13 protein-coding genes are annotated in these 19,643 nt (G+C 72.9%); 5 read left to right on the plus strand and 8 right to left on the minus strand.

Annotated features, from left to right (window positions below):
- Positions 1 to 4: 4 nt before the first annotated feature.
- The 3 genes from ACGFZS_RS26095 to ACGFZS_RS26105 form a co-directional block, all read right to left on the minus strand.
- The gene (locus ACGFZS_RS26095; protein WP_362594585.1) at positions 5 to 667 is read right to left on the minus strand and encodes a hydrolase; all 663 of its coding nucleotides are present in this window, start codon (positions 665 to 667) and stop codon (positions 5 to 7) included.
- Between the two features lie 81 nt (positions 668 to 748).
- Positions 749 to 2,638, minus strand: coding sequence for an amidohydrolase (locus tag ACGFZS_RS26100; protein ID WP_393797179.1), 1,890 nt, complete (start codon positions 2,636 to 2,638; stop codon positions 749 to 751).
- A gap of 66 nt (positions 2,639 to 2,704) precedes the next feature.
- The gene (locus ACGFZS_RS26105) at positions 2,705 to 3,172 is read right to left on the minus strand and encodes a hypothetical protein (RefSeq protein ID WP_393797180.1); all 468 of its coding nucleotides are present in this window, start codon (positions 3,170 to 3,172) and stop codon (positions 2,705 to 2,707) included.
- A gap of 276 nt (positions 3,173 to 3,448) precedes the next feature.
- Here ACGFZS_RS26105 and ACGFZS_RS26110 point away from each other — a divergent pair, with 276 nt between their 5' ends.
- Positions 3,449 to 3,838, plus strand: coding sequence for a hypothetical protein (locus ACGFZS_RS26110; RefSeq protein WP_393797181.1), 390 nt, complete (start codon positions 3,449 to 3,451; stop codon positions 3,836 to 3,838).
- Here the strand turns inward: ACGFZS_RS26110 and ACGFZS_RS26115 are convergent.
- Entirely contained in the window at positions 3,769 to 6,504 is a 2,736-nt protein-coding gene (locus tag ACGFZS_RS26115) for an AAA family ATPase (protein WP_393797182.1), read from the minus strand. The two genes, ACGFZS_RS26110 and ACGFZS_RS26115, sit on opposite strands and share 70 nt — an antisense overlap.
- Positions 6,505 to 6,645: 141 nt before the next feature.
- On the opposite strand from ACGFZS_RS26115, the gene ACGFZS_RS26120 reads away from it, so the two are divergent.
- Positions 6,646 to 9,417: an ATP-binding protein gene (locus ACGFZS_RS26120; RefSeq protein ID WP_393797183.1), complete on the plus strand. Its 2,772-nt coding sequence runs from the start codon at positions 6,646 to 6,648 to the stop codon at positions 9,415 to 9,417.
- A gap of 71 nt (positions 9,418 to 9,488) precedes the next feature.
- Here ACGFZS_RS26120 and ACGFZS_RS26125 read toward each other — a convergent pair whose 3' ends face one another.
- Together ACGFZS_RS26125 and ACGFZS_RS26130 are read right to left on the minus strand one after the other, a co-directional pair.
- Positions 9,489 to 12,230 (minus strand): AAA family ATPase, encoded by a 2,742-nt coding sequence (locus ACGFZS_RS26125; protein ID WP_393797184.1) that lies wholly within the window; start codon positions 12,228 to 12,230, stop codon positions 9,489 to 9,491.
- Positions 12,231 to 12,358: 128 nt separating this feature from the next.
- Positions 12,359 to 14,899 (minus strand): lysylphosphatidylglycerol synthase domain-containing protein, encoded by a 2,541-nt coding sequence (locus ACGFZS_RS26130; RefSeq protein WP_393797185.1) that lies wholly within the window; start codon positions 14,897 to 14,899, stop codon positions 12,359 to 12,361.
- Between the two features lie 444 nt (positions 14,900 to 15,343).
- Here ACGFZS_RS26130 and ACGFZS_RS26135 point away from each other — a divergent pair, with 444 nt between their 5' ends.
- Positions 15,344 to 15,895: an HdeD family acid-resistance protein gene (locus ACGFZS_RS26135; protein ID WP_393659682.1), complete on the plus strand. Its 552-nt coding sequence runs from the start codon at positions 15,344 to 15,346 to the stop codon at positions 15,893 to 15,895.
- A 766-nt stretch (positions 15,896 to 16,661) separates the two neighbouring features.
- Here ACGFZS_RS26135 and ACGFZS_RS26140 read toward each other — a convergent pair.
- Positions 16,662 to 16,946, minus strand: a complete 285-nt coding sequence (locus ACGFZS_RS26140) for a WhiB family transcriptional regulator (RefSeq protein WP_393659684.1) — start codon at positions 16,944 to 16,946, stop codon at positions 16,662 to 16,664.
- Between the two features lie 474 nt (positions 16,947 to 17,420).
- Here ACGFZS_RS26140 and ACGFZS_RS26145 point away from each other — a divergent pair, with 474 nt between their 5' ends.
- A complete protein-coding gene (locus tag ACGFZS_RS26145) occupies positions 17,421 to 18,110 on the plus strand; it encodes an endonuclease V (RefSeq protein WP_393659686.1) in 690 nt (229 codons plus the stop codon).
- Positions 18,111 to 18,170: 60 nt separating this feature from the next.
- A complete protein-coding gene (gene mmpA / locus ACGFZS_RS26150; protein WP_355720665.1) occupies positions 18,171 to 18,317 on the plus strand; it encodes a morphogenic membrane protein MmpA in 147 nt (48 codons plus the stop codon).
- 4 nt (positions 18,318 to 18,321) lie between these two features.
- Here mmpA and ACGFZS_RS26155 read toward each other — a convergent pair whose 3' ends face one another.
- Positions 18,322 to 19,500: a saccharopine dehydrogenase family protein gene (locus ACGFZS_RS26155; RefSeq protein ID WP_393797186.1), complete on the minus strand. Its 1,179-nt coding sequence runs from the start codon at positions 19,498 to 19,500 to the stop codon at positions 18,322 to 18,324.
- Between the last annotated feature and the right edge of the window lie 143 nt (positions 19,501 to 19,643).

Below are 19,643 nucleotides of genomic sequence, written 5' to 3' on the forward strand. Positions count from 1 at the left end.
CCGGTCAGCCGGCGGCGTGGGCGCCGAAGACGGCCTGCGCGTAGACGATGCCGAGGCCGTACGCCCCGCCGTTCTCCTTCACCACGTCCGTCACCGCGCCGTACGTCTCGGTGCGGGCCCAGTCCCGCTGCAGCTCCAGCAGCACCTGCAGCCAGGTGACCGGGACGGCCCCGGCGCGCACCATGCGCTGGATCGCGTGCTCGTGGGCCTGCGGGCTGACGCCGCCGGACGCGTCGGTGACCACGTAGACCTCGTAGCCCTGGGCGAGTGCGGAGAGCACCGGCAGGACGACGCAGACCTCGGTCCACAGCCCGGCCATGACGAGCTTCTTGCGGCCGGTCGCCTTGACGGCCGCGACGAAGGAGACGTCCTCCCAGGCGTTCATCGTGGTGCGGTCGATGATCTTCTGGTCGGGGAAGACCGCCGGCAGCTGCGGCATGATCGGGCCGGAGAAGGACTCGGCGGCCACCGTGCTCAGCACGACCGGTACGTCGAACGCCTTGGCGGACTTGGCCAGCCCCACCGTGGCGTTGATGATGGCGGTGCGGTCGCCGCTTCCGGTGCCGAAGAACATCTGCGGCTGGTGGTCCACGAACAGCACCGCGCAGTTGTCGGGGGTGAGCAGGTCGGGGCTGGGAGCCGCGGTGACCTCGGCGATATCTACCATGAGGGTGGACCTTTCTGGGTGGGGAGCCGGTGATCGGTCTCCCGGAAGGGCGGCTCGAACGCCAGGCCCGTCCCGGGGAGTTCAGACGGCGAAGCAGGGGTCGAAGACCGAACTCGGGCCGTCCGGTGCGAGACCGCGCGCCACGCGCCACCGGCGATGCTGCTCCGACTCGGCCACGGCCTGCCCGAGCAGCTCCGCCTGGCGGGCGCCGGCGACGGCGGCCGGGTGGGCCGCCTGGTAGCCGCCGAAGTGCGCCACCGGACTCCAGGCGGGGCTGATCGACGGCAGCTCCTCGTCGAGGCCTTCGTACTCGCCGGCGGCGTAGACGATCCGGCCGCCGACGACCGTGAGCAGCGACTCGATGTGCGCGATCGCAGGCTCGGGCACGGTGAAGTAGTCGTCGGACAGGACCGCGAGGTCTGCGTGGCATCCCGGCCGCAGGACGCCCTTGACCTGCTCCTCTCCGGTCAGCGCGGCGCCCGCGCGGGTGAACATCGCCAGCGCGGTCTGCCGGTCGACGCGGTTCGCCGGCGGGCGCAGGACCAGATCGCCGGCGTTCCGGCCGCTGACCAGCCAGTGCAGCGCGACCCACGGGTTGTACGACGAGACCCGGGTGGCGTCGGTGCCGCCGCCGACGGTCAGGCCACGGTCCAGCATGGCCCGGACGGGAGGGGCGTCGGCGGCGGCACCGGGTCCGTAGCGGCGCAGGAACGCCCGGCCCTGGAACGACAGGCGGTTCTGGACGGACATCGCGCCGCCGAGGGAGGCGATGCGGTCCAGGCTGTCGGCGGAGACGGTCTCCGCGTGGTCGAACAGCCACCGGTTCCCGGCCGGGAAGAGTCCTTCCGCGGCGAGCTTCTCGAAGACAGCGAGATCGCGGCGGATGGTCTCGTCGTACGTGGCGTGCAGCCGGAACCCCCACCCGTTCTCCATGAGCAGGCGCACCGCCTTCTCGAACTCGGCCTCGTAGCCGGAGGCGAGCTCCGGACGCGGCTCGGTGAAGTTCTCGAAGTCGGCCGCCGCCCAGGTGAGGTTCTCGCCCGCCCCGTTCAGCCGCAGCCACGCGTCGCCGTCCTCGGGGCGGACCATGGAGATCCAGCGGGTGAGATCGTCGATCTCCTGGCCCGCGGTCTGCGGGAACAGGTGGTAGGCGATGCGCAGCGACAGCTGCCCGGCCTCGGCGAGTTCGATGACGGTGGCGTAGTTGTCGGGGAAGTTCTGGAAGCCGCCGGCGGCGTCGATCGCCGACGTCAGCCCGAACCGGTTGAGTTCGCGCAGGAAGTGGCGGGTCGAGGTCTTCCGGTCGTCGCCCTCCAGCACCGGCGCCTTGGCCAGGGTCGAGTAGAGGATGAGGGCGCTGGGCGCGGCCAGCAGCATGCCCGTCGGTGCCCCGTCCCGGCCGCGTACGATCTGTCCGCCCTTCGGGTCGGGCGTGTCCTTGCCGAATCCGGCCGCCTTCAGCGCCGCCCGGTTGAGGATCGCCGACTGGTACAGGTGCAGCACGAACACCGGTGTGTCGGGGGCGGCGGCGTTCAGTTCCGCGACGGTCGGCAGCCGTTGTTCGGCGAACTGCTCGGCCGACCAGCCACCCACCACCCGCACCCACTGGCCCTTCGGGGTGCGTGCGGCCTGTTCCCGCAGCATCGCCAGGCCCTGGGCCAGCGTACGCACCCCGTCCCAGCGCAGCTCCAGCACGTAGTTGAGCCCGCCGCGGATCACGTGCAGATGCGCGTCGTTGAGGCCCGGGACCATCCGCCGGCCGAGGGCGTCCACGACCTTGGTGGCCGGCCCGATGTGCGGGGCGACGTCCGTGTCGTCACCGACGACCGTGATGACGCCGCCGCGGACGGCCAGGGCCTCGGCCTGCGGGCGGCCCGGGTCCCCCGTGTGGACTTTCGCGTTGCGGACGACGAGTTCAGCGGGATCGTCGGCGGCCTGGGGGACCAGGCCGCCGACCGGAATTGCAGACATGTTCGCCGGACCTCCTCGGGGTTGGGCGTCTTCGCTGTCCGCCGGCGTTCGGGGCCGGTCAGCGGCTCACTGCGAGCCGCCCGCCGCGTCGTCCGCGTCCGCCCTGGCCAGAACGGCGTCCAGGGCGGCGTACTCGGCCTCCTGGACGGCCGCGATCGCGAAGGTGATCGCGTCGACGGCGTAGTCCTCGGCGTCGTCGGCGGCCCGCTGCAGGCGCTTCAGATCCCGCTCCTCCTTGCGCTCCTCGATCTTCTTGCGGGTCGAGGCGACATGCTCGTGCCACGACGTCTGCACCTGGTTCCAGCTGCCGACGACGTTCTCCTCGGCCTGTTTGCCGCCCGCCTGCAGCTTCTGGGCGCCCTGCTCGGCCTTGTCCTTCGCGGCGGACACGGCCGCGGACAGCTTCTGCCGGTCCTCGGCGACGCTCGCCTCCACCGTCCGCTGCGCTTCCTGGGCCTTCTGGGAGAGTTCGGCGAGGCGGCCCGTGGCGCCGCCCTTCTCGGCAGCGGGTGGTGCGGGCTGAGTCTGAGGCACCTGGTCGGCCATGGTGCGTCCCTTCGTCGACGGACGTGTGCCGTTCGCCGGCACGACGTGCGGGGTGAGCAGGGCGGATCCCGGGCCCCGCTCCGGCGGTGCGGGCGGGGACCGAACCGCCTTCACCCTGCCGGGGGTACGGGCCCACGGCTTCGGTCAAACGACTGGGGCGGCGTCTGCAGTACGCCCACGGCCGCCTCCGCCTGCCTGTGCGGCCGTGTCGTCCACGGTCGGTTGACGGAAGCGGCGCACCCGCTGCCCGCATACGCCGCTTCGGTGAGGCGTCGTATCGGCGGATCGATCGAGGCCGGCGGCCAGGTCTACGCCCGCGGTCGGGCCCCGTACTCCCCGCCCTGGCCGGACGTGGTCCGGCTGAACGCCGTCAGCGACGAGCCGTGGACGGTGGCGGTGGACACGCCGGGGCCGATCGGCGACCAGGCCGACGGCGTGCGCTGCGACACGGCGATGCTGCTGATGGACGGCGTGTTCGGCAGGACCTGGGGCGGCATGGCGGCACCGGCGCCCCGCGCAACGTGCTCCCCGGGCGGCTTCTCAAGGAACGCTGCCCGGGGAGGGCGGCTCGTCCTCCCGCCCGCTCACCTCTCCTCCAGCCGGGCCGCGAGCTGTGCCCTGGTGGTGATGTCGAGGATGGGAAAGATCCGGTAGAGATGGGAGCCGACGGTCCGGGGGGAGAGGTAGAGCCGTTCTCCGATCTCCTTGTTGGACAGGCCGTCGGCCGCGAGCCTGGCGATCTCGAGCTGCTGCGGCGAGAGCTCGTCGAGGGCCGAGGCCTGGCGCTCGGACATGCGCTCGCCGGATGCCCGCAGCTCCGCGCGGGCCCGCTCCGCCCAGGCGGTGGCGCCGATGAGCTTGAGGGTGGTCAGGGCCGAGCGCAGCGGGGTCCTGGAATCGGCCGCCCTTCGATGCCGGCGAAGCCACTCGCCGTAGGCCAGTTCGAGCTTGGCGCGGACGAGCGGCCACCGACTGAGATCGTGGCCGAGCGCGGTGGCGTACAACTTCTCGGCATCGGCGTCCTCCGCGAGTACCGCACGGGCGTACAGCAGATGGATGTGCAGGAGCGGTGAGGGCGTGATCCGGGCGACGCGCTCCAGTTCGGCCAGGACCGGTGCGGCGTCCTGCCGGTTGCCGCTGTGCGCGGCGGCCTCGGCGAAGAACATCACTCCGTCGAAGGACTCCCGCGGGTGATAGGAGGGGTCGGCAGGGTCGTAGAGCCTGCGCAGCGCCTCGTACGACAACTCGTACTGCCCGGAGCTGAGCCACGCCAGGCCACGCGCGAGCTGCACACAGCAGAGCAGGTCGTTGAGCCGGTCACGACCGGCCTCCGCCTCCACCTGTGCCGCCATCTTCAGCGCCCGCTCGGTCTCGCCGCGCAGCCCGAAGCGGATCGCCTCCTGGCTCATCGACCCGGTGGTCCACACCGGCTGCCCGGTGTCCGCCGCGATCCGGTGGCCCTCCTCCGAGACCACGAGCGCGCGGTCCCAGTCGCCCATCCACAGATAGTTGTTGATCTGCATGGTCAACACGTGTGACAGCAGGCCGAGCCGGCCTTCTTCCCGGAGCTTCTGTGCTGACCTGCTCAGCAGGTCGACGGCGCGGACGGCGTCGCCCACCGCATGTGCGGCCATGCCGAGCAGCCGCAGGGCGTCGGCGTCGTAGTCGCCCGCCGGTGACATCCGGGTGAGCACGTCGTGGACCACGGCACCGCGCAGAACCGGTTCTGCGACCGAGAGGGCCGCAAGGCGGCGCGGGGTGGTCGCGGGTACGGGAAGGGCCTCGGCGACGGCGGCCACCCGCGTCCGTGCCTGCGGACCCGTATCGGCCCACCAGCATCGCAGTGCGGCGCCGAGCAGCAGGTTGAGCACCAGGTCGAAGTCGCCTGCGGCCGCCGATCGCTCGGCGATCTCGCACAGTTCGAGCACGCGCCCGGCGTCGCCCGGGACACCGTCGCTGAAGATCTCCCTGAGCCATTCCATCCTGGCCCGGTCCAGCTCCGTCAGTTCGGTGCGCGCGGCGGCCGTGATCAGCCGGTCGACCATGTCCGCCCGCCCGAGCCCGAACGCGTGCTCCCCCGCCAGCAGCAGTCGCCTGCCTTGCGTCGCCGAGTCGGTGGTGAGCTGCGCCGAACGCTCCAGCGCCCAGACCGCGGAGGTGACCGAACCGCGCCTGAGGGAGATGGTGTGCGTGGCCTCGAGCTCGTCGGCGACCTCGTCGTCGGGGCCGAGGATCGACTGGGCCCGGTGCATGGTGCGCCGGTAGGGGTCGGCGTCCAGCGCCTTCGCGAGAGCCGCGTTGGCCGCGAGCCGACGCGCCAGAGGTTCCTCCTGCAGAACGGCGGACCTGACCAGCGGGTGGCGGAACCGCACCTGTGTTCCGTCGACCGTCAGGAGCCGGGCCTGGATCGGGGCGTGGAACACGCCGACGTCCGCCGGCCGCCCGGACAGGACCGAGGTCGCCGCCAGAATCTCGGAAAGATCGTTGTCATAGTCGACGGCGGCAACCAGAACGGCGTCACGAGCATCGCCGGGCAGGTCGCCGACCCGGCCCGCGAACGCCCGCTCCAGCCGCGCGGTCAACGGCACCGTCGACAGGGGCGCTCGCCTGCCCGCGGCCCCCAACGTCCGCCAGGCTTCCGGCAGTTCCACGAGCGCCAACGGGTTGCCCCGCGCCTCCAGCAGAATGCGGTCCCGGTCCGCGGCACTCAGATCGGCGGCCCGCGTGGCCAGCACCTCGCGCGCGGCCGCGTCGCCCAGCGCGGCCACCTCGAACTCGGGCAGTCCGGCCCCGGCGAACGGGCTCGCGTGACCGTTGCGGATCGCCCCTACGACTAGAACGGCGTCGCGGTCGACCCGGCGGGCGACGAACGTCAGCACGTCCTGGCTGGACTGGTCGAGCCAGTGGACGTCGTCGACGACCACCACGACCGGACGCTCGGTGGCCAGCTCCGCGAGCAGGTTCAGCACCGCGAGAGCGACCTTGAACAGCTCCGGAGACGGCCCGTCGTCGACACCCAGCGCCGACAGCAGCGCCTGCCGCTGGGTCGCGGGCAACCGATCCGCCGCATGGATCACCGGCCTCAGGAACTGGTGCAGCCCGGCGAACGGAATCCTGGCCTCCGACTCGAACCCGGTGGCCTGAAGCGCGCGGTGCCCCACCGTCTCGGCCAGCCGCGCCGCCGCATCCAGCAGAGAGGACTTGCCGATCCCCGGCTCGCCGCGAACCACAAGTGCGCCGCCCTGGGAGGGAAGTCGGTGGATCCGGTCCCGCAATGCCGTGAGCTCGGTGGTCCGGCCAGCGAGATCAAAGTCGACCATCCGAGCCCCCAACTTCCCGATCCGACCTGTGGTGAAGATATGAAGATCAGTACGTCCTGTCCTCAGTAAGGTGACTGAAGAAATACTGAAGATGTGCGGTGGGCGCCTTGCGGGCCCCGGCGAAGGGCGGCGATGCGCGCGATGACCGAGAGCTCACGCAGCCGGAACCTGGTGGGCCGCGACGCCGATCTCGGCCTGGTGACGGGCCTGCTGGACACCGTCTCCGACCGGGGTCGCACCCACGTGATCAGGGGCGAGGCGGGCATCGGCAAGACCTCACTGCTGGCGGCCGCGGCCACTCAGGCGCGGCGCCGCGACATGACCGTACTGACCGCCCGGGGTGCGGAGTCCGAACGCCATCTTCCCTACGCGGCCCTGCACGATCTCCTGCGGAAAGTTCTGCCGAAGGCGGACGCGCTGTCCGAAGGTCACCGGGAAGCACTGCTGGGCGCCTTCGGCATGAGCGTTTCGAAACAGGCGCCGGAGCGGTTCTTCGTGGCTCTTGCCGCCCTCGAACTCATCGCCGACGCCGCCTCGGCGCAACCGCTGCTGCTGATCGTGGACGACATGCAGTGGGTGGACGCCGCGAGCCGGGACACCATCGAGTTCCTGGCCCGGCGGCTGGACTCGGAACCCGTCGTCCTCCTGATCGCGTCGCGACCGGTGCCCGAGGACCAGGACCGCGCCTTGGGCGATCCCGCTGTCGGCCTCAGCGTCCTGCAAGGGCTGGACCCGGAGGCGTCACGCAGGCTGCTCGCGCTGCATGCCCCGAGCCTGTCGCCGGTGGTCGAACGGCGCATCCTGGACGAGGCGAAGGGCAACCCGCTGGCACTCGTCGAACTGCCGCTCGCCCTCAAGGGACACCCCACGGGCGCGTTCGACGTACTGCCGCTCACCACGCAGTTGGAGCGGGCGTTCGCCGCCCGGCTGACGGAACTCGGTCCCGAAGCCCGGCGGCTGCTCCTGCTCGCGGCCGTGAACGACGGCGACCGGGTCAGGGATCTCGACGCCGCGGCGAAGATCCTCGCGGGGCCTGGGGCCGCGTCGGACAAGGCTGTACTCGACATCAGGCCGGACCTGTTGAAGGTCGACGGCCCGCGGGTGGAGTTCCGGCACCCGCTGGTCCGCTCGGCCGTCTGGCAGTCCGCGACTCCGCAGGAGCGGAGCGCCGCTCACCGGGCCCTGGCGAAGGCTCTCGGCGCAGATCCGGACCGCCGCGCCTGGCACCTGGCGGCGGCCACGACGGGAGTCGACGAGGAGGTCGCGGAGGCGCTGGACGCCGCCGCGGAGCGCGCGTTGGAACGCGGCGCGCCGTCCTCGGCCGAGACGTGGCTCGAGCGGGCCTCCGAACTGTCCGCGGACGACGGCCACCGCGGCGGAAGGCTGCTGCGGGCAGCGGAGATCGCGTTCGAACGCGGTCGCCCCGACAGCGTTCAGCAGCTCATCGACCGGGCCCGTGCCCTCAGGCTGGACCCCGCCGCGAAGGCTCGCCTCAACTGGCTGGACAGCGCCTTCGACGACGGCACCCCCGGTGACGTGGCCGGCGTCCGGCGGCTGCTGGCCTCGGCCGTCCGCGCACGGGGCGACGGTGAGTTCGACCTGGCCGCCGATCTGCTGGTCGGTGCCACCATCCGCTGCTGGTGGTCCGAGCCGGGACAAGCCATCCGCACGGACGTGGTGACCACGGCCGACAGCCTGACCGGCAGCCTGCCGCTGGGCGACGCGGACCCCCGGCTGCTGGCCTCATGGGCGGTGGGCGGCGGGTTCGCCCGCCACCGCCATGTCGTCCGCAGCCTTGCCGAGTGGGCCGAGCGCGACGACGTCGACCCCGCGGCCACCGGGCTGCTCGCACGCGCGGCGTTCGTCAGCGGCGAGTTCAGCCGGGCCCTGCGCTTCACCCGCCCCGCCCTGGACGGTCTGCGCCTGCAGGGACGGCTTGGGCTGCTGGCCCAGGTCCTCGTCCTGCAGACGTTCGCCGCCATGTACCTCGGCCGCTGGGACCTCACCGGTCCGGCGGCGGAGGAGGCCGAGCGGCTGGCCGCCGAGACCCGGCAGCCGGTGTGGGAGGCGTGCGCGGCGCTCGGCCGGGCCAATCTCGCCGGCCTCCGCGGCCAGACCGAGGAGGCCGAGAGGCTGCTGGCGAAAGCGGAGCGGGTCGCCCTCCTCAGCGGCAACGAGGCGGTCATCAACGGCGCCCAGCTCTCCCACGGACTCATCGAGCTCGGCCGTCAGCAGCCCGAGAACGCCTTCCACCAGCTCCGGCGCATGATGGACGAGGGCGACCACGCCTACCACCCGGTGCAGCAGGTCTGGGCGATCGACTACCTCGCCGAGGCGGCCGCCGCGAGCGAGAACGTGGCGGAGGGCCGGACGATCCTGGCGGGACTGGAGCCGGTGCTGGACAGTACACCCGCCGGGGGCGTGATGCGCGCGATGTACTACGCGCGGGTGGCGCTCGCCGACGACGGCGACGCCGAGCAGTTGTTCGGGGAAGCGTTCGAGATCAGCGCGGCGGCCTCCCCGTGGTACCGGGCCCGGCTCGACCTCGCCTACGGTGCGTGGCTTCGCCGCGGGCAGCGCATGGTTCAGGCGCGCACCACGCTGCGTTCCGCGCTCAGCGTGTTCGACACACTGGGCGCCGCGGCCTGGTCGGCTCGGGCCGGCCGTGAGCTGCGGGCCACCGGTCTGAAGACGAAGCGCGTCCGGGCGCAGGGCACGCCGCAACTCTCGTCACAGGAATGGCAGATCGCCCGGCTCGCGGCGCAGGGGCTCTCCAACCGGGAGATCGCCCAGCAGCTGTACCTGTCGCACCGGACCATCAGCTCACACCTGTACAACATCTTTCCCAAGCTCGGCATCACCTCACGCGCACAGCTCCGCGAAGCGTTGGCGGCGAGCGACCCCGGTCGGTGAGCGCGTCCCAGCGGTCGTGGCCGAGGCCGACGCCGTGATCCGACGCCGTGATCCGACGCCGTGATCCGACGTCATGATTCCGCGTCCGGGGCCGTCGCCAGGACGGCGGCCAGTTCCGCACGCGACGTGATGCCGAGCTTCGGGAAGATCCGGTACAGGTGGCTGCTGATCGTCCGGTGCGACAGGTACAGCTGCTGGCCGATCTCCCGGTTGGACAGACCCTGCGCCGCGAGCCGGGCGATGTGCCACTCCTGCGGCGTCAGCCGGTCCAGCACGCCGGGCACGCGCCCGCCGCTCTCCTCGCCCGAGGCGCGCAACTCCTGGCGGGCGCGCTCTCCTTCGACGGTGGCACCGAGTGCGTCGAACATGTCACGGGCCGCGCGCAGCGGCGTACGGGACTCGACCACGTTGCGGTGGCGGCGCAGCCAGGCGCCGTACGCCAGCTGGAGGCGGGCGCGATGCAGCGGCCACGCCCTCAGGTCGGCGCGCAGCGCTTCGTCGAACAGCGCCCCGGCGTCGTCGTCATCGGCCAGCATCGGCGCGGCGATGGTGAGGCCTGCGCTCAGCAGCGGGGAGCCGGTGGCGGCCGCGACCTCGCTGAGTTCGGCGCAGCGCGCGCGAGCGGCGTCCTGGTGGCCGCTGCGACTCGCCGCGACGACGTATTCGGCCAGCGCCCAGGCCCGCATCTGCGGATGGTAGGTGATGTCGTCGGGGTCGAAGACGCGCGCCAGCTGCTCGTAGGCCTCGGTGAAGCGGCCCGCGTCGAGAGCCGCGGCGCCGCGGGCCATGTGGACCTGGGTCAGCATGGACGGTATGCCGGCGGTCGCGAGCACCCGCTCGGCCCGGCCGGTCAGGTCGGCGGCGGTCGTGGCATCGCCCCGCCGGCCGGCCACGATCGCCGTCACGAGTTGCGTGCCGGTCGCCCAGAACGGGATGCGGGTCTCGGCGAGAAGCCGGCCGCCCTCGTCCGCCGCCGCCAGGGCGAGGTCGAGCCGGCCGAGCAGGAGGGCCACCCACGACTTGGCGAGCAGGCACTCGCCGAGCAGCCCGAGCTGACCCTGCTCCCGGAGCGTCGCGCTCGCGGCGGTGTGGAACGCGAGAGCCTGGTCGGTGGCCCCGGCGGCCTGGGCGGCGAGACCGAGGAGGTAGCCGGCGGCGGAGACGACGGCGGGCGGGCAGTCGCTCAGCCGGCTGCGCACCTCCGCGGCGCGCCCGAGGGGATCCGCCAGCGCCATGATGTTCAACAGGCGCGGATCGGCGTCGTACGCGGCGCTCGCCTCGGCCACCACGGCCAGCCGCCGGTAGGACTCCGGTTCCGGGCTGGACCACCAACTGCGCATGACGACGCGAAGCAGCGCGTCCAGCACCAACTCGGTGTCCCCGGCCCGACGCATCCGGTCGGCCATGTCGGCGAAATCCGCGAGCGGTGGCGTGCCGGTGCTGCTGGCCGGGCTGAGGACCTCGCGGAACCAGCGCAGCTGGATCTGATCCCCCAGGTCCAGCTCCAGTGTTTCCGCCTGGTCGAGCAGCCTCAGCGTGGTCTGCCACTGGCCGAGTTCATGGCTCTGCTCCGCGGCGCGGAGCAGCAGATGCCCACGCCGCGCCGGCTGCGCGGTGAGCCGGGCCGCTTCCGCGAGGGCCGCTGCCGCCACCGACGTCGCGCCGCGGAGCTGCGCCCTCGCCGCGGCCCGTGCCAGATCGGCGGCCACCTCCTCGTGCGGACCCACCGTGGCCGCCGCCCGGTGCCAGACCGCGCGGTCGGGCGCGTCGGCGAGCACCTCGGCGAGCACGGCGTGCATCTGCCCGCGCCGTGCCGCGCTCGCCGCCTCGTGGACCGCCGAGCGGACCAGCGGGTGCCGGAACCGCGCCCGAGCCGCGTCGATCTCGACCAGCCCCGCCGCCACGGCGGGGGCCAGATCCGCCGCGGACACCTCAGTGCCCGCCACCCGGCTTGCCGCGTCGAGCACCTCGGCCAGCGCGTCGCCGCCGAGAGCGGCGGCCAGCAACGCGGTCCGACTCGCCTCCGGCAACCCGGCCAGCCGGTCGGCGTACGCCCGCTCCAGCCGGGCCGTCAGTGGCAGCCACGCGGGCGGGTCGGTGTCATCGGGCCTGCCGCGCAGCGCCGTGGGCAGCTCCACCAGCGCCAGCGGGTTGCCGACCGCCACCTCCAGTACGCGCCCGCGCGTCCGAGGGTCGAGCCTGCCGTAGGAGTCCAGCAGGGCGGCTGCCGCCGCGGGGTCGAGCGGCCCGAGCCGCAGCTCCCGCAGGGCTGCCGTGTCGAGCGGACCGGCGTCCCCCTCGCCGTCGCGGCACGCGGCCGCCAGGACGACGGGATCCGCGTGCAGCCGGAGGGCGAGGAACGCCAGCACCTCGGACGTCGGCCGGTCCAGCCAATGGACGTCGTCGACCACCATCAGCACCGGAGCCCGCCGGGCACACTCGGTCAGCAACTCGAGCGTGGCCAGCCCCACGAGGTGGATGCCGGGGACGGGCGCGTCGACGAGCCCGAGTGCGGCGAACAGCGCGTTCCGCTGAACGGCGGGAAGCGCGTCCGCATCGGCACGCACCGGCCACAGCATCTGGTGCAGACCGGCGAACGCGAGATGCGCCTCACCGCTCACGCCCGAGCAGTTCAGCACGAGCATCCCGCGGTCCCGTCCCCGGCCGGCCGCCTCTTCCAGCAGCGCGGACTTCCCGATCCCGGGTTCGCCGCGCACCAGCAGTGCCCCGCCGGCCGGGGAGGCGGCCGACGCGCCGTCCAACAGCGACTCCAGCTGAGCCGTCTCGGAGTCACGACCGATCAGCCCAGCCATGTTCATCCCTCCTACGAGCGACATCCTCGCGGGAGCCGCTCCGGTCCGGTGGGCACGAAGGGCCCGCGTCCTGAACAGCAGCGTGGGCGACGGTATCGGCTGCTCGTTCTGCGTACTCGAGTCTTCTTTCAGACGTAGTTCCGGCGTTGCACGTCCCCGAGCGCCGCCGCGCCGATGGGGACGTTGAGCCAGAACGTGAGGAGCCGGTAGACGAGGACGGCCGACGTGGCCGCCCCGGCCGCCATGCCCAGCGTGGTCAGACCGGCGATGAGACCGGCCTCCAGGGCGCCCAGACCGCCCGGCACGGGAGCCGCGCCGGCGATCAGGCGGGCCGCCATGTACGCGGCACCGACCTGGAGGAAGGCAAGCCCGCCGCCGAACGCGTGGACGCTCAGCGCCATACCGACGACCTGGACCAGAGGCAGGCCGAGCGCGCCGGTGACGCCCACCGCGAGTTTGGCCGGCTGGGAGGCGATCCCGGCAATGGTCGACCCGGCCGCGCGCAGGAACGGCCAGACCTTCTCGCCCAGGAAGCGCCGGCCGGGCCGGGTGAGCGCGAGCAGGCTCCCGGCGGCGAGCGTCAGGGCGATGGCCCACAGCACCTTCTGGCCGGAGGGCAGGTCCGGACGCACTCCGCCTTGGTGCTGCCCCGCCAAGGCGAAGAAGACCGCGGCGACAACCGCGTTGGAGACCGCACCGGCCAGGCTCTGCAGCCCGACGGAGGCCGTGGCGGCACCGGTCTCGATCCCCGTCTTCTGCAGATAGCGCAGGTTGAGCGCCATGCCGCCCACGTTGCCCGGGGTGATCCGGTTCAGGAAGGAACTGGCGAACTGCACCCAGTACGTGGGCAGGAACGGCAGCCGGTCGGGGATGGTGCCCAGTTGCAGACACGTCGAGAACGCCTGCGAGACGAAGGTCACGGGCAGCACCGCGAGCACCCACCACCAGTTGGCGTCGCGCAGCGCGTCGAGAGCCGCCGGAGCGTTCGCGAACTGGGGCAGCACCAGGTGGAGGACCAGGAACGCGCCCAGCAGGCCCAGAACACTCTTCCAGGTGAAGCGCGCGAGATGCGCCGACGCGGCCGCCGGCGCACCACTGGCTGTTTCGACCTCGGCGGCGAGATCACGCAGCAGACTCGGACGGCCGCCGGCACGCAGCGTCCGCCGTCGGCGGGCACCCTCCCTGGCGGCGCGTGCGCGGGCCTGGTCGTACCGGGCGACGTCGTGCCGCGCCGGGCCGAACAGGGCGAGCGGCTGTAAGTAGGGCAGGGCGGTCGCCAGCAGGTCCGGTCCTAGGCCGGCGAGCGCACACACGGTGGCGCGCTGGGGGCCGACCCGTATCGCGGTCGTCGCCAGCAGTTCGGCGATGTCGCTGCCGAGCACCTCGGGGGGAGCGTCGAGCTGGGCGCGCGCGAACGCGAAGAGCCGGGACTCGCCGCCCGGTTCGACGAGGACGTGCTCCGGGCGCAGTGCCCGGTGACCGAGCCGGTGCTCCTGGAGTCGGGCCACGGACGTCCACACGCCTTCCAGCACGTCGTCGGTCAGCTCCAAGTCCGGCAGCGAGGACAGCACACGGGAGCCCTTCTCGACGGTCGCCACGAGCGCGCCGCCCCCGGCCACCGGATACGCCATCACGGGCTCGTCCACCCGGGCGCCGGTCCGGGCCGCGAAGACGAGCATGAGCAGTTCGTGCTCGGCAGCCCCGAGCGGTGACCGGGCTGTCGCGTCGGCCGGGTGGCGCAGGAGCGTCCGACGGGCGAGCCGGTGGAACAGATCGCGGTTGTGGTCCTCGGCGGCGAGCACCCGTACCGCCAGCCGGGAACCGGAGGCGGTCTCGGCGTGGTAGACGGTCCCCGCACCGGGACGCTGGTCGTCCGAGGGCAGCTCACGCAGGGTGGAGACCGGGATTCCGCTGGCGACCAGGGCGTCGGCGACCGCCTGTGCCGCCGGGCGGTCCGTCGGGGCTCCGCCCAGCAACAGCACGGCCGACCCCGCCGCGCCACCCACGGCGAGCGCCGCGACGGCGTCCAGGGGCACGATCGCGGCGGCCGCGACGCTCAACACCGCACACGCGGCGGTCAGCGACCACAACGCCCGCCGGGCCCGGGGCCCCAGCCACGGACCCGCCCCGACGACCGCCGCCGCGCAGGCGGCCAGGTAGACCGCCGAGGGCCAGCCCGCGTGCACCAGACCGGCCCGGCCGGCCAGTACCTCCGGCCACAGATCCGGCCTGCTGCGCGCCAGCGCGAGGTGCGTGAGGGACCATGCGGTCAGCGCGCCCAGCAGCGCCGCGGGTACCACCCGCTGGACCGGGTCGATCCGCCGCCGCGTACCCCACAGTGCCAGTGCGGAGGTCGGCGCGAGCAGGGCGCACCCCTGCACCAGTCCCACCAGACCGTCGCGCAGCCCGGGCGGCAGCGCGGTCGCCGCGCTGAGCAGCCCCTCCTGCGCGGACCGGGCGAAATCCCGCGTCACGACCGCGAGCAGCACCGTCGCCGTGAGCGCGGCGAGGGACAGCAGCAGCCGCCACAGGTCGGCCGCCCGGCGGACCGGTTGCTGCTGCGGGGCGTCGATCACCGGATCCGGCGGGCCCTGCGGGGCGCCCGCGGCGCCCGGGGCGGAGTGGCTGACGACGTCCGTGGCGAGGTGGATGCGTCGGCCTTCGATCACGGTCGGCCGCCGGTCGGATCACCCATGCGCTCGCCCATGTCCGCAGGGCGAAGGCTCTCCCCTCGGCCCCGGGCGGACTGCCGCGACCGCAGCGGCGATGCCGAGCGGCGCCATCGGTCCTCGACACCCGGACGAACTGGCGCTGTTGTGACCATGTGGACTCCTTGCTGCGCGGACAGCACCGATGCTCTCGCCGGGGCGCGGGCCCGGGCTTCCGTCACATGACTGCACCGCATCCTGCATGTCCGCAGCAGGCCCGGACACGGCTCGATCCGCCCCGGGGGATGAAGTAGGGAACGCAGTCGGATGACGGATCAGCAGCAAGGCCGGCCGCCCTAGCGTTCAGGGTGGACGACACGACTCGAGCAGAGCCGGACGGCACCACCGGCATCCCTCGCTTCGCGTCCGGACCCAGGCGAGACTTTCATCGAGTGGGAGATCATCATGCTCAGTTCGCCCAACGCACTGCTCTGGCGCGGTCTGCTGGCGGTTGCCGTCGGAGTGGTCGCCGTAGTGTGGCCCAGCATCACCATCGGCGCCTTCGTCATCCTGTTCGCCGTCTACGCGTTCATGGGCGCGGCGACGGACACCATGCGCGCCTTCAGCAGCGACCGGGTGGGTCCGGTCTTCGGCTGGCTGCTCCTTGCCCTGCTGGATGTCGTCGCCGGCGTGGTCGCCCTGGCCTGGCCCGGCATCACGGCGATGGCCCTCACGATCTGGATCGCCGCGTATGCCCTGCTGACGGGTGGCCTGGAGATCGGCCTGGCCTTCCAGCGCGGGGAGAAGCCGGGTGAGCGGGCCCTGTTCATCCTGACCGGCCTGGTGTCGGTCGCGCTGGCCTTCGTGCTGTTCGTCCGGCCGGACATCGGTGCGGTCTCGCTGGCCACCGTCTTCGGGCTGTTCAGCATCGTCTACGGCATCGGGGGCATCACCGCGTCCTTCCAGGAACGTCGCGTCCTGCAGGACGTCGGCGGCGCAGAGCCGGTGGGCGTCTGAGCCGGGCAAGGCCCCGGACCCCGCGACCGACGAAGTGCCCCACCCGACATGAGTACGGGTGGGGCACTTCGTCGGAACGCGGGATCAGCGTTGTACCCGTCCCGGCAGCAGGCCCGGACACGTACCCGGGCTCTCGTCCTTCGGGATGGAAGTCCATGGCGGCCGGTTCGACCGGTCCCGGCGGGATCTCGCCGTTCCGGGGAGACGCGGCTGGTGCCGTAGGGGCTGCCCGCCTGGAACCGAACGGGTTCGGCGTAGCCGGGCGGAACGATGATCGCGCCCCAGTGACGGAAGTTTCGTTGATCGCCGGGATCGCCGACTCCTGGCCGCCGTGGGCCGTCCCGGTCGTGGTGAACGCGGAGCGGATCTTGTTCACCGGCCGTTCCCGCGCCCACAACGGACCGGTGGTCAGGATCGGATCGGTCCGCTCCAGGTCGTCGAGGCAGGCGACGGGAGGCCCGCAACGGTCATGTGCGGGGTGGCGGGCCGGCGCTCGCTTCAGCCCTGGTCGGCGCCGAAGGCCTCGTCCGGCGCCGGCTCGCGCAGCTTTCGCAGCCGTATCTCTGCGCGCGCCTTCTCCGCGGCCGTAGCTGCCGCTTCGGCGGGTTCGGGGACGGTCCCGGTCGACGATCAGTAGATGCCGGCAACGCTCACCGCAGGGTCCGAAGCTGAACGGGACGTGTCCCACGCTTCCTCCGCCCCCGGGACTACGGCGTCTGCCGTCCGGCTGGGGACGAGACCGCACCGTGTGCGGTGCCGGGGCACGTCACTTCCGGCGCATCATTCTTTCGCGGGCCTCCTCGGTCAGCCCGCCCCAGATTCCATGCCGTTCCCCATGACTGATCGCGTACTGGCGACACTGAGTCAGCACCGGACATCGGCCGCACATCTCGAGTGCGCGTCGCCTGTCGGACCAGTCGCCGGGGAGCGGAAAGAACGTCTCGACATCGGCGCCGCTGCAAGCCGCCCGCTTTCGCCAGCCCGTGACCGGCGTCGTGGTGCTGCCAGAGATCAGCGGGCCTGTCGCCGCTGTCGTCAGGTGTGTGCTCACGATCCGGGTCTCCTTCGCGGTCGGTGGCGGTCCGCCACATCGCTCCGTTCTGCGCCACAGTAGGAATTCGTCCAGGAACGGGCTTGTGTGAGATGACTGAACGCCTTGCGTACATTCGGGAGGCCGGGTGCGGTCGGCGCAGGACCCAGCGGGTGGCCGAAGGTGCCGGCGCAACGGCCCGGAGTTCGTCGGCCTGCCGTCGCGACAGGTCGGTGCCCTGGTGCTCAGCCCTCGGGCAGGCCCAGCAGAGGAATCCGCCCTCACCCTCCGGACCGACATCAGTCCGCTTCGCAAGGGGACACGAGATCACTCCGGATTCGCGCAGGATTCGCCCCGGATTCTTCCCGGACGGTTTGTTCAGCTAGAAAACATGACCTCTGACCTGCGGAGCGGCAGACGGGTCGGGCTGTACGCCGGGTTCTGTCCGGCCCGTCACCGCACGCGCGCGTGGAGCGTCGTACGCTCGTGCGCACCATGACGACCGTACGCGTACCCGCGGGCTGGCCCGCGACCGAGGAAGCGGCGCTGGCCGTGCAGGACGAGCTGCGGGGGCGGGTGGTCCGCGACGAGCCGGGACCGGCGCCGGGCAGCGGGCATGTCACGGGCGTGGACGTGGCCTACGACGACGAGCGGGACCTGGTCGCGGCGGCGGCCGTCGTGCTGGACGCGGCGACTCTGGAGGTGGTCGCCGAGGCGACCGCCGTCGGCCGGGTGTCCTTCCCGTACGTGCCGGGCCTGCTCGCCTTCCGCGAGATCCCCACCGTACGGGCCGCCCTGGACGCCCTGCCCTGCCCGCCGGGCCTGGTGGTCTGCGACGGCTACGGCCTCGCCCACCCGCGCCGCTTCGGGCTCGCCAGCCACCTGGGCGTCCTCACCGGCCTGCCCACCGTCGGCGTCGCCAAGAACCCCTTCACCTTCGCGTACGACGACCCGGACGTCCCGCGCGGCAGCCAGGCGCCGCTCCTCGCCGGCACCGAGGAGGTCGGCCGGGCCCTGCGCACCCGGGACGGCGTCAAGCCCGTGTTCGTGTCGGTGGGCCACCGGGTGAGCCTGGACCACGCCTGTGCCCACACGCTCGCGCTCACCCCCGAGTACCGGCTGCCGGAGACCACCCGCCGCGCGGACGCCCTGTGCCGGAGCGCGCTGCGTGAAGCTCAGGCCTGAGTAGCGATTCTGAGTACGAGTACGGATGCCGTCGTTACAGTCCGGCGGCAGGCTTGCCGCATGACCGCATACCGCGCCTCCGAGTCCGTTGCCGCCTCCGCCCAGCCCGTCGGGCGCTCGGTGACGGCCGCGTTGGTCCTCGCCGTGGTGGTGGGGTTCGGATGGGTGGCCGGGATGCTCTACACCGTGATCCAGTGGCAGTCCTAGGGACTCAGCGGGTCGCCGCCACCCGGAACCCGATCCCGGCCGTCCGCAGCCGCTCGGTCAGCGCGTCGCCCATCGCCTGCGCGGTGGTGACCTGGCCGGCCGTCGGGGGCAGGTCGTCGAGGGCCAGGGACAACGCCCCCTCGGCGAACATCTTCGCCGTCTCGTTGTAACCGGGGTCCCCGCCCGAGACCTCCGTGAAGACCCGCCGTCCGCCGCCCTCGCCGACGAAGCGGACGGTGAACCAGCTGCGGGCCCGCTTCTCCGCGCTCGGCCCGTCGCCGGGCTTGAGCCGGTCCGACAGCCAGCGCCGGGCGGGCGGCACCTGGGCGGCCGCGGCGACCGCGCCGACGGCGGCGAGCCCGCCGAGGGCGACCGGCAGGTGCTTGACGGCCGCGTAGTGCCGGTAGCGGAAGTCGGGGCCGTAGCGGTCCAGGGCCTTCGCCGAACGGCGCACGATCTGGGCGTCGATGGTGGGCAGCGGCAGCGCCCAGGCACCGACCTCGGACGCGAAGCGCGGGGCTCCCGTCGGCGCGGCCGCCCGGCGGCCCACCAGCCGGGGCTCGTGCCGGGCGCGGTCCCGGGCGGCGGCCACCATCTGCCGGGGGCGCGCGAACTGGTCAAGCGCGGAGGCGAAGGTGCCGCCGGAGAAGGTGGCGTCGGCGGTCACGAACCCGTCCACGGTCAGCGGCACGCCCTGCGGCAGCTGCCGGACCGTGAAGTACGCGCCCAGGTCGTGCGGGACCGAGTCGAAGCCGCAGGCGTGCACCAGGCGGGCGCCCGTCTCCCGCGCGCGCGTGTCGTGCCGGACGTACATCAGGTCCACGAACTCGGGCTCACCGCACAGGTCCAGGTAGTCCGCGCCGGTGTCCGCGCAGGCCGCGACCAGGTCCTCGCCGTACCGGCCGTACGGACCGACCGTCGAGGCCACCACGCGCGCGTGCTCGGCGAGGGCGCGGACCGTGGCGGGCTCCGTGACGTCGGCGCGCAGCACGCCGACCTTCGCGCCGCCCGGCAGCCGCTCGCGCAGCGCCGCCAGCTTGCGCTCGTCCCGGGCGGCGATCGCCCAGCGCAGGCCCTCGGGAGCGTGCGCGGCGAGGTACTCGGCGGTGAGTTCGCCGACGAAGCCGGTGGCCCCGAAGAGCACGATGTCGTAGGGACGGTCCGTCGTCTTCAGCCTGCTCATGACACCTCTCGGTCCTGCAACCCGCGCCGTTGTCGGTGGCTGAGGCTAGCGTGAAGGGTGCGGACGCACCCCCACCGGGTATCTTGACTAAGCGCTTGCTCGTCGACGTGCCCGCCGACCCTTGTGCCCGGTGGAACCTGTTC

The sequence above is a fragment of the Streptomyces sp. NPDC048288 genome (genome assembly GCF_043201555.1).
Classification (GTDB): Bacteria; Actinomycetota; Actinomycetes; order Streptomycetales; family Streptomycetaceae; genus Streptomyces.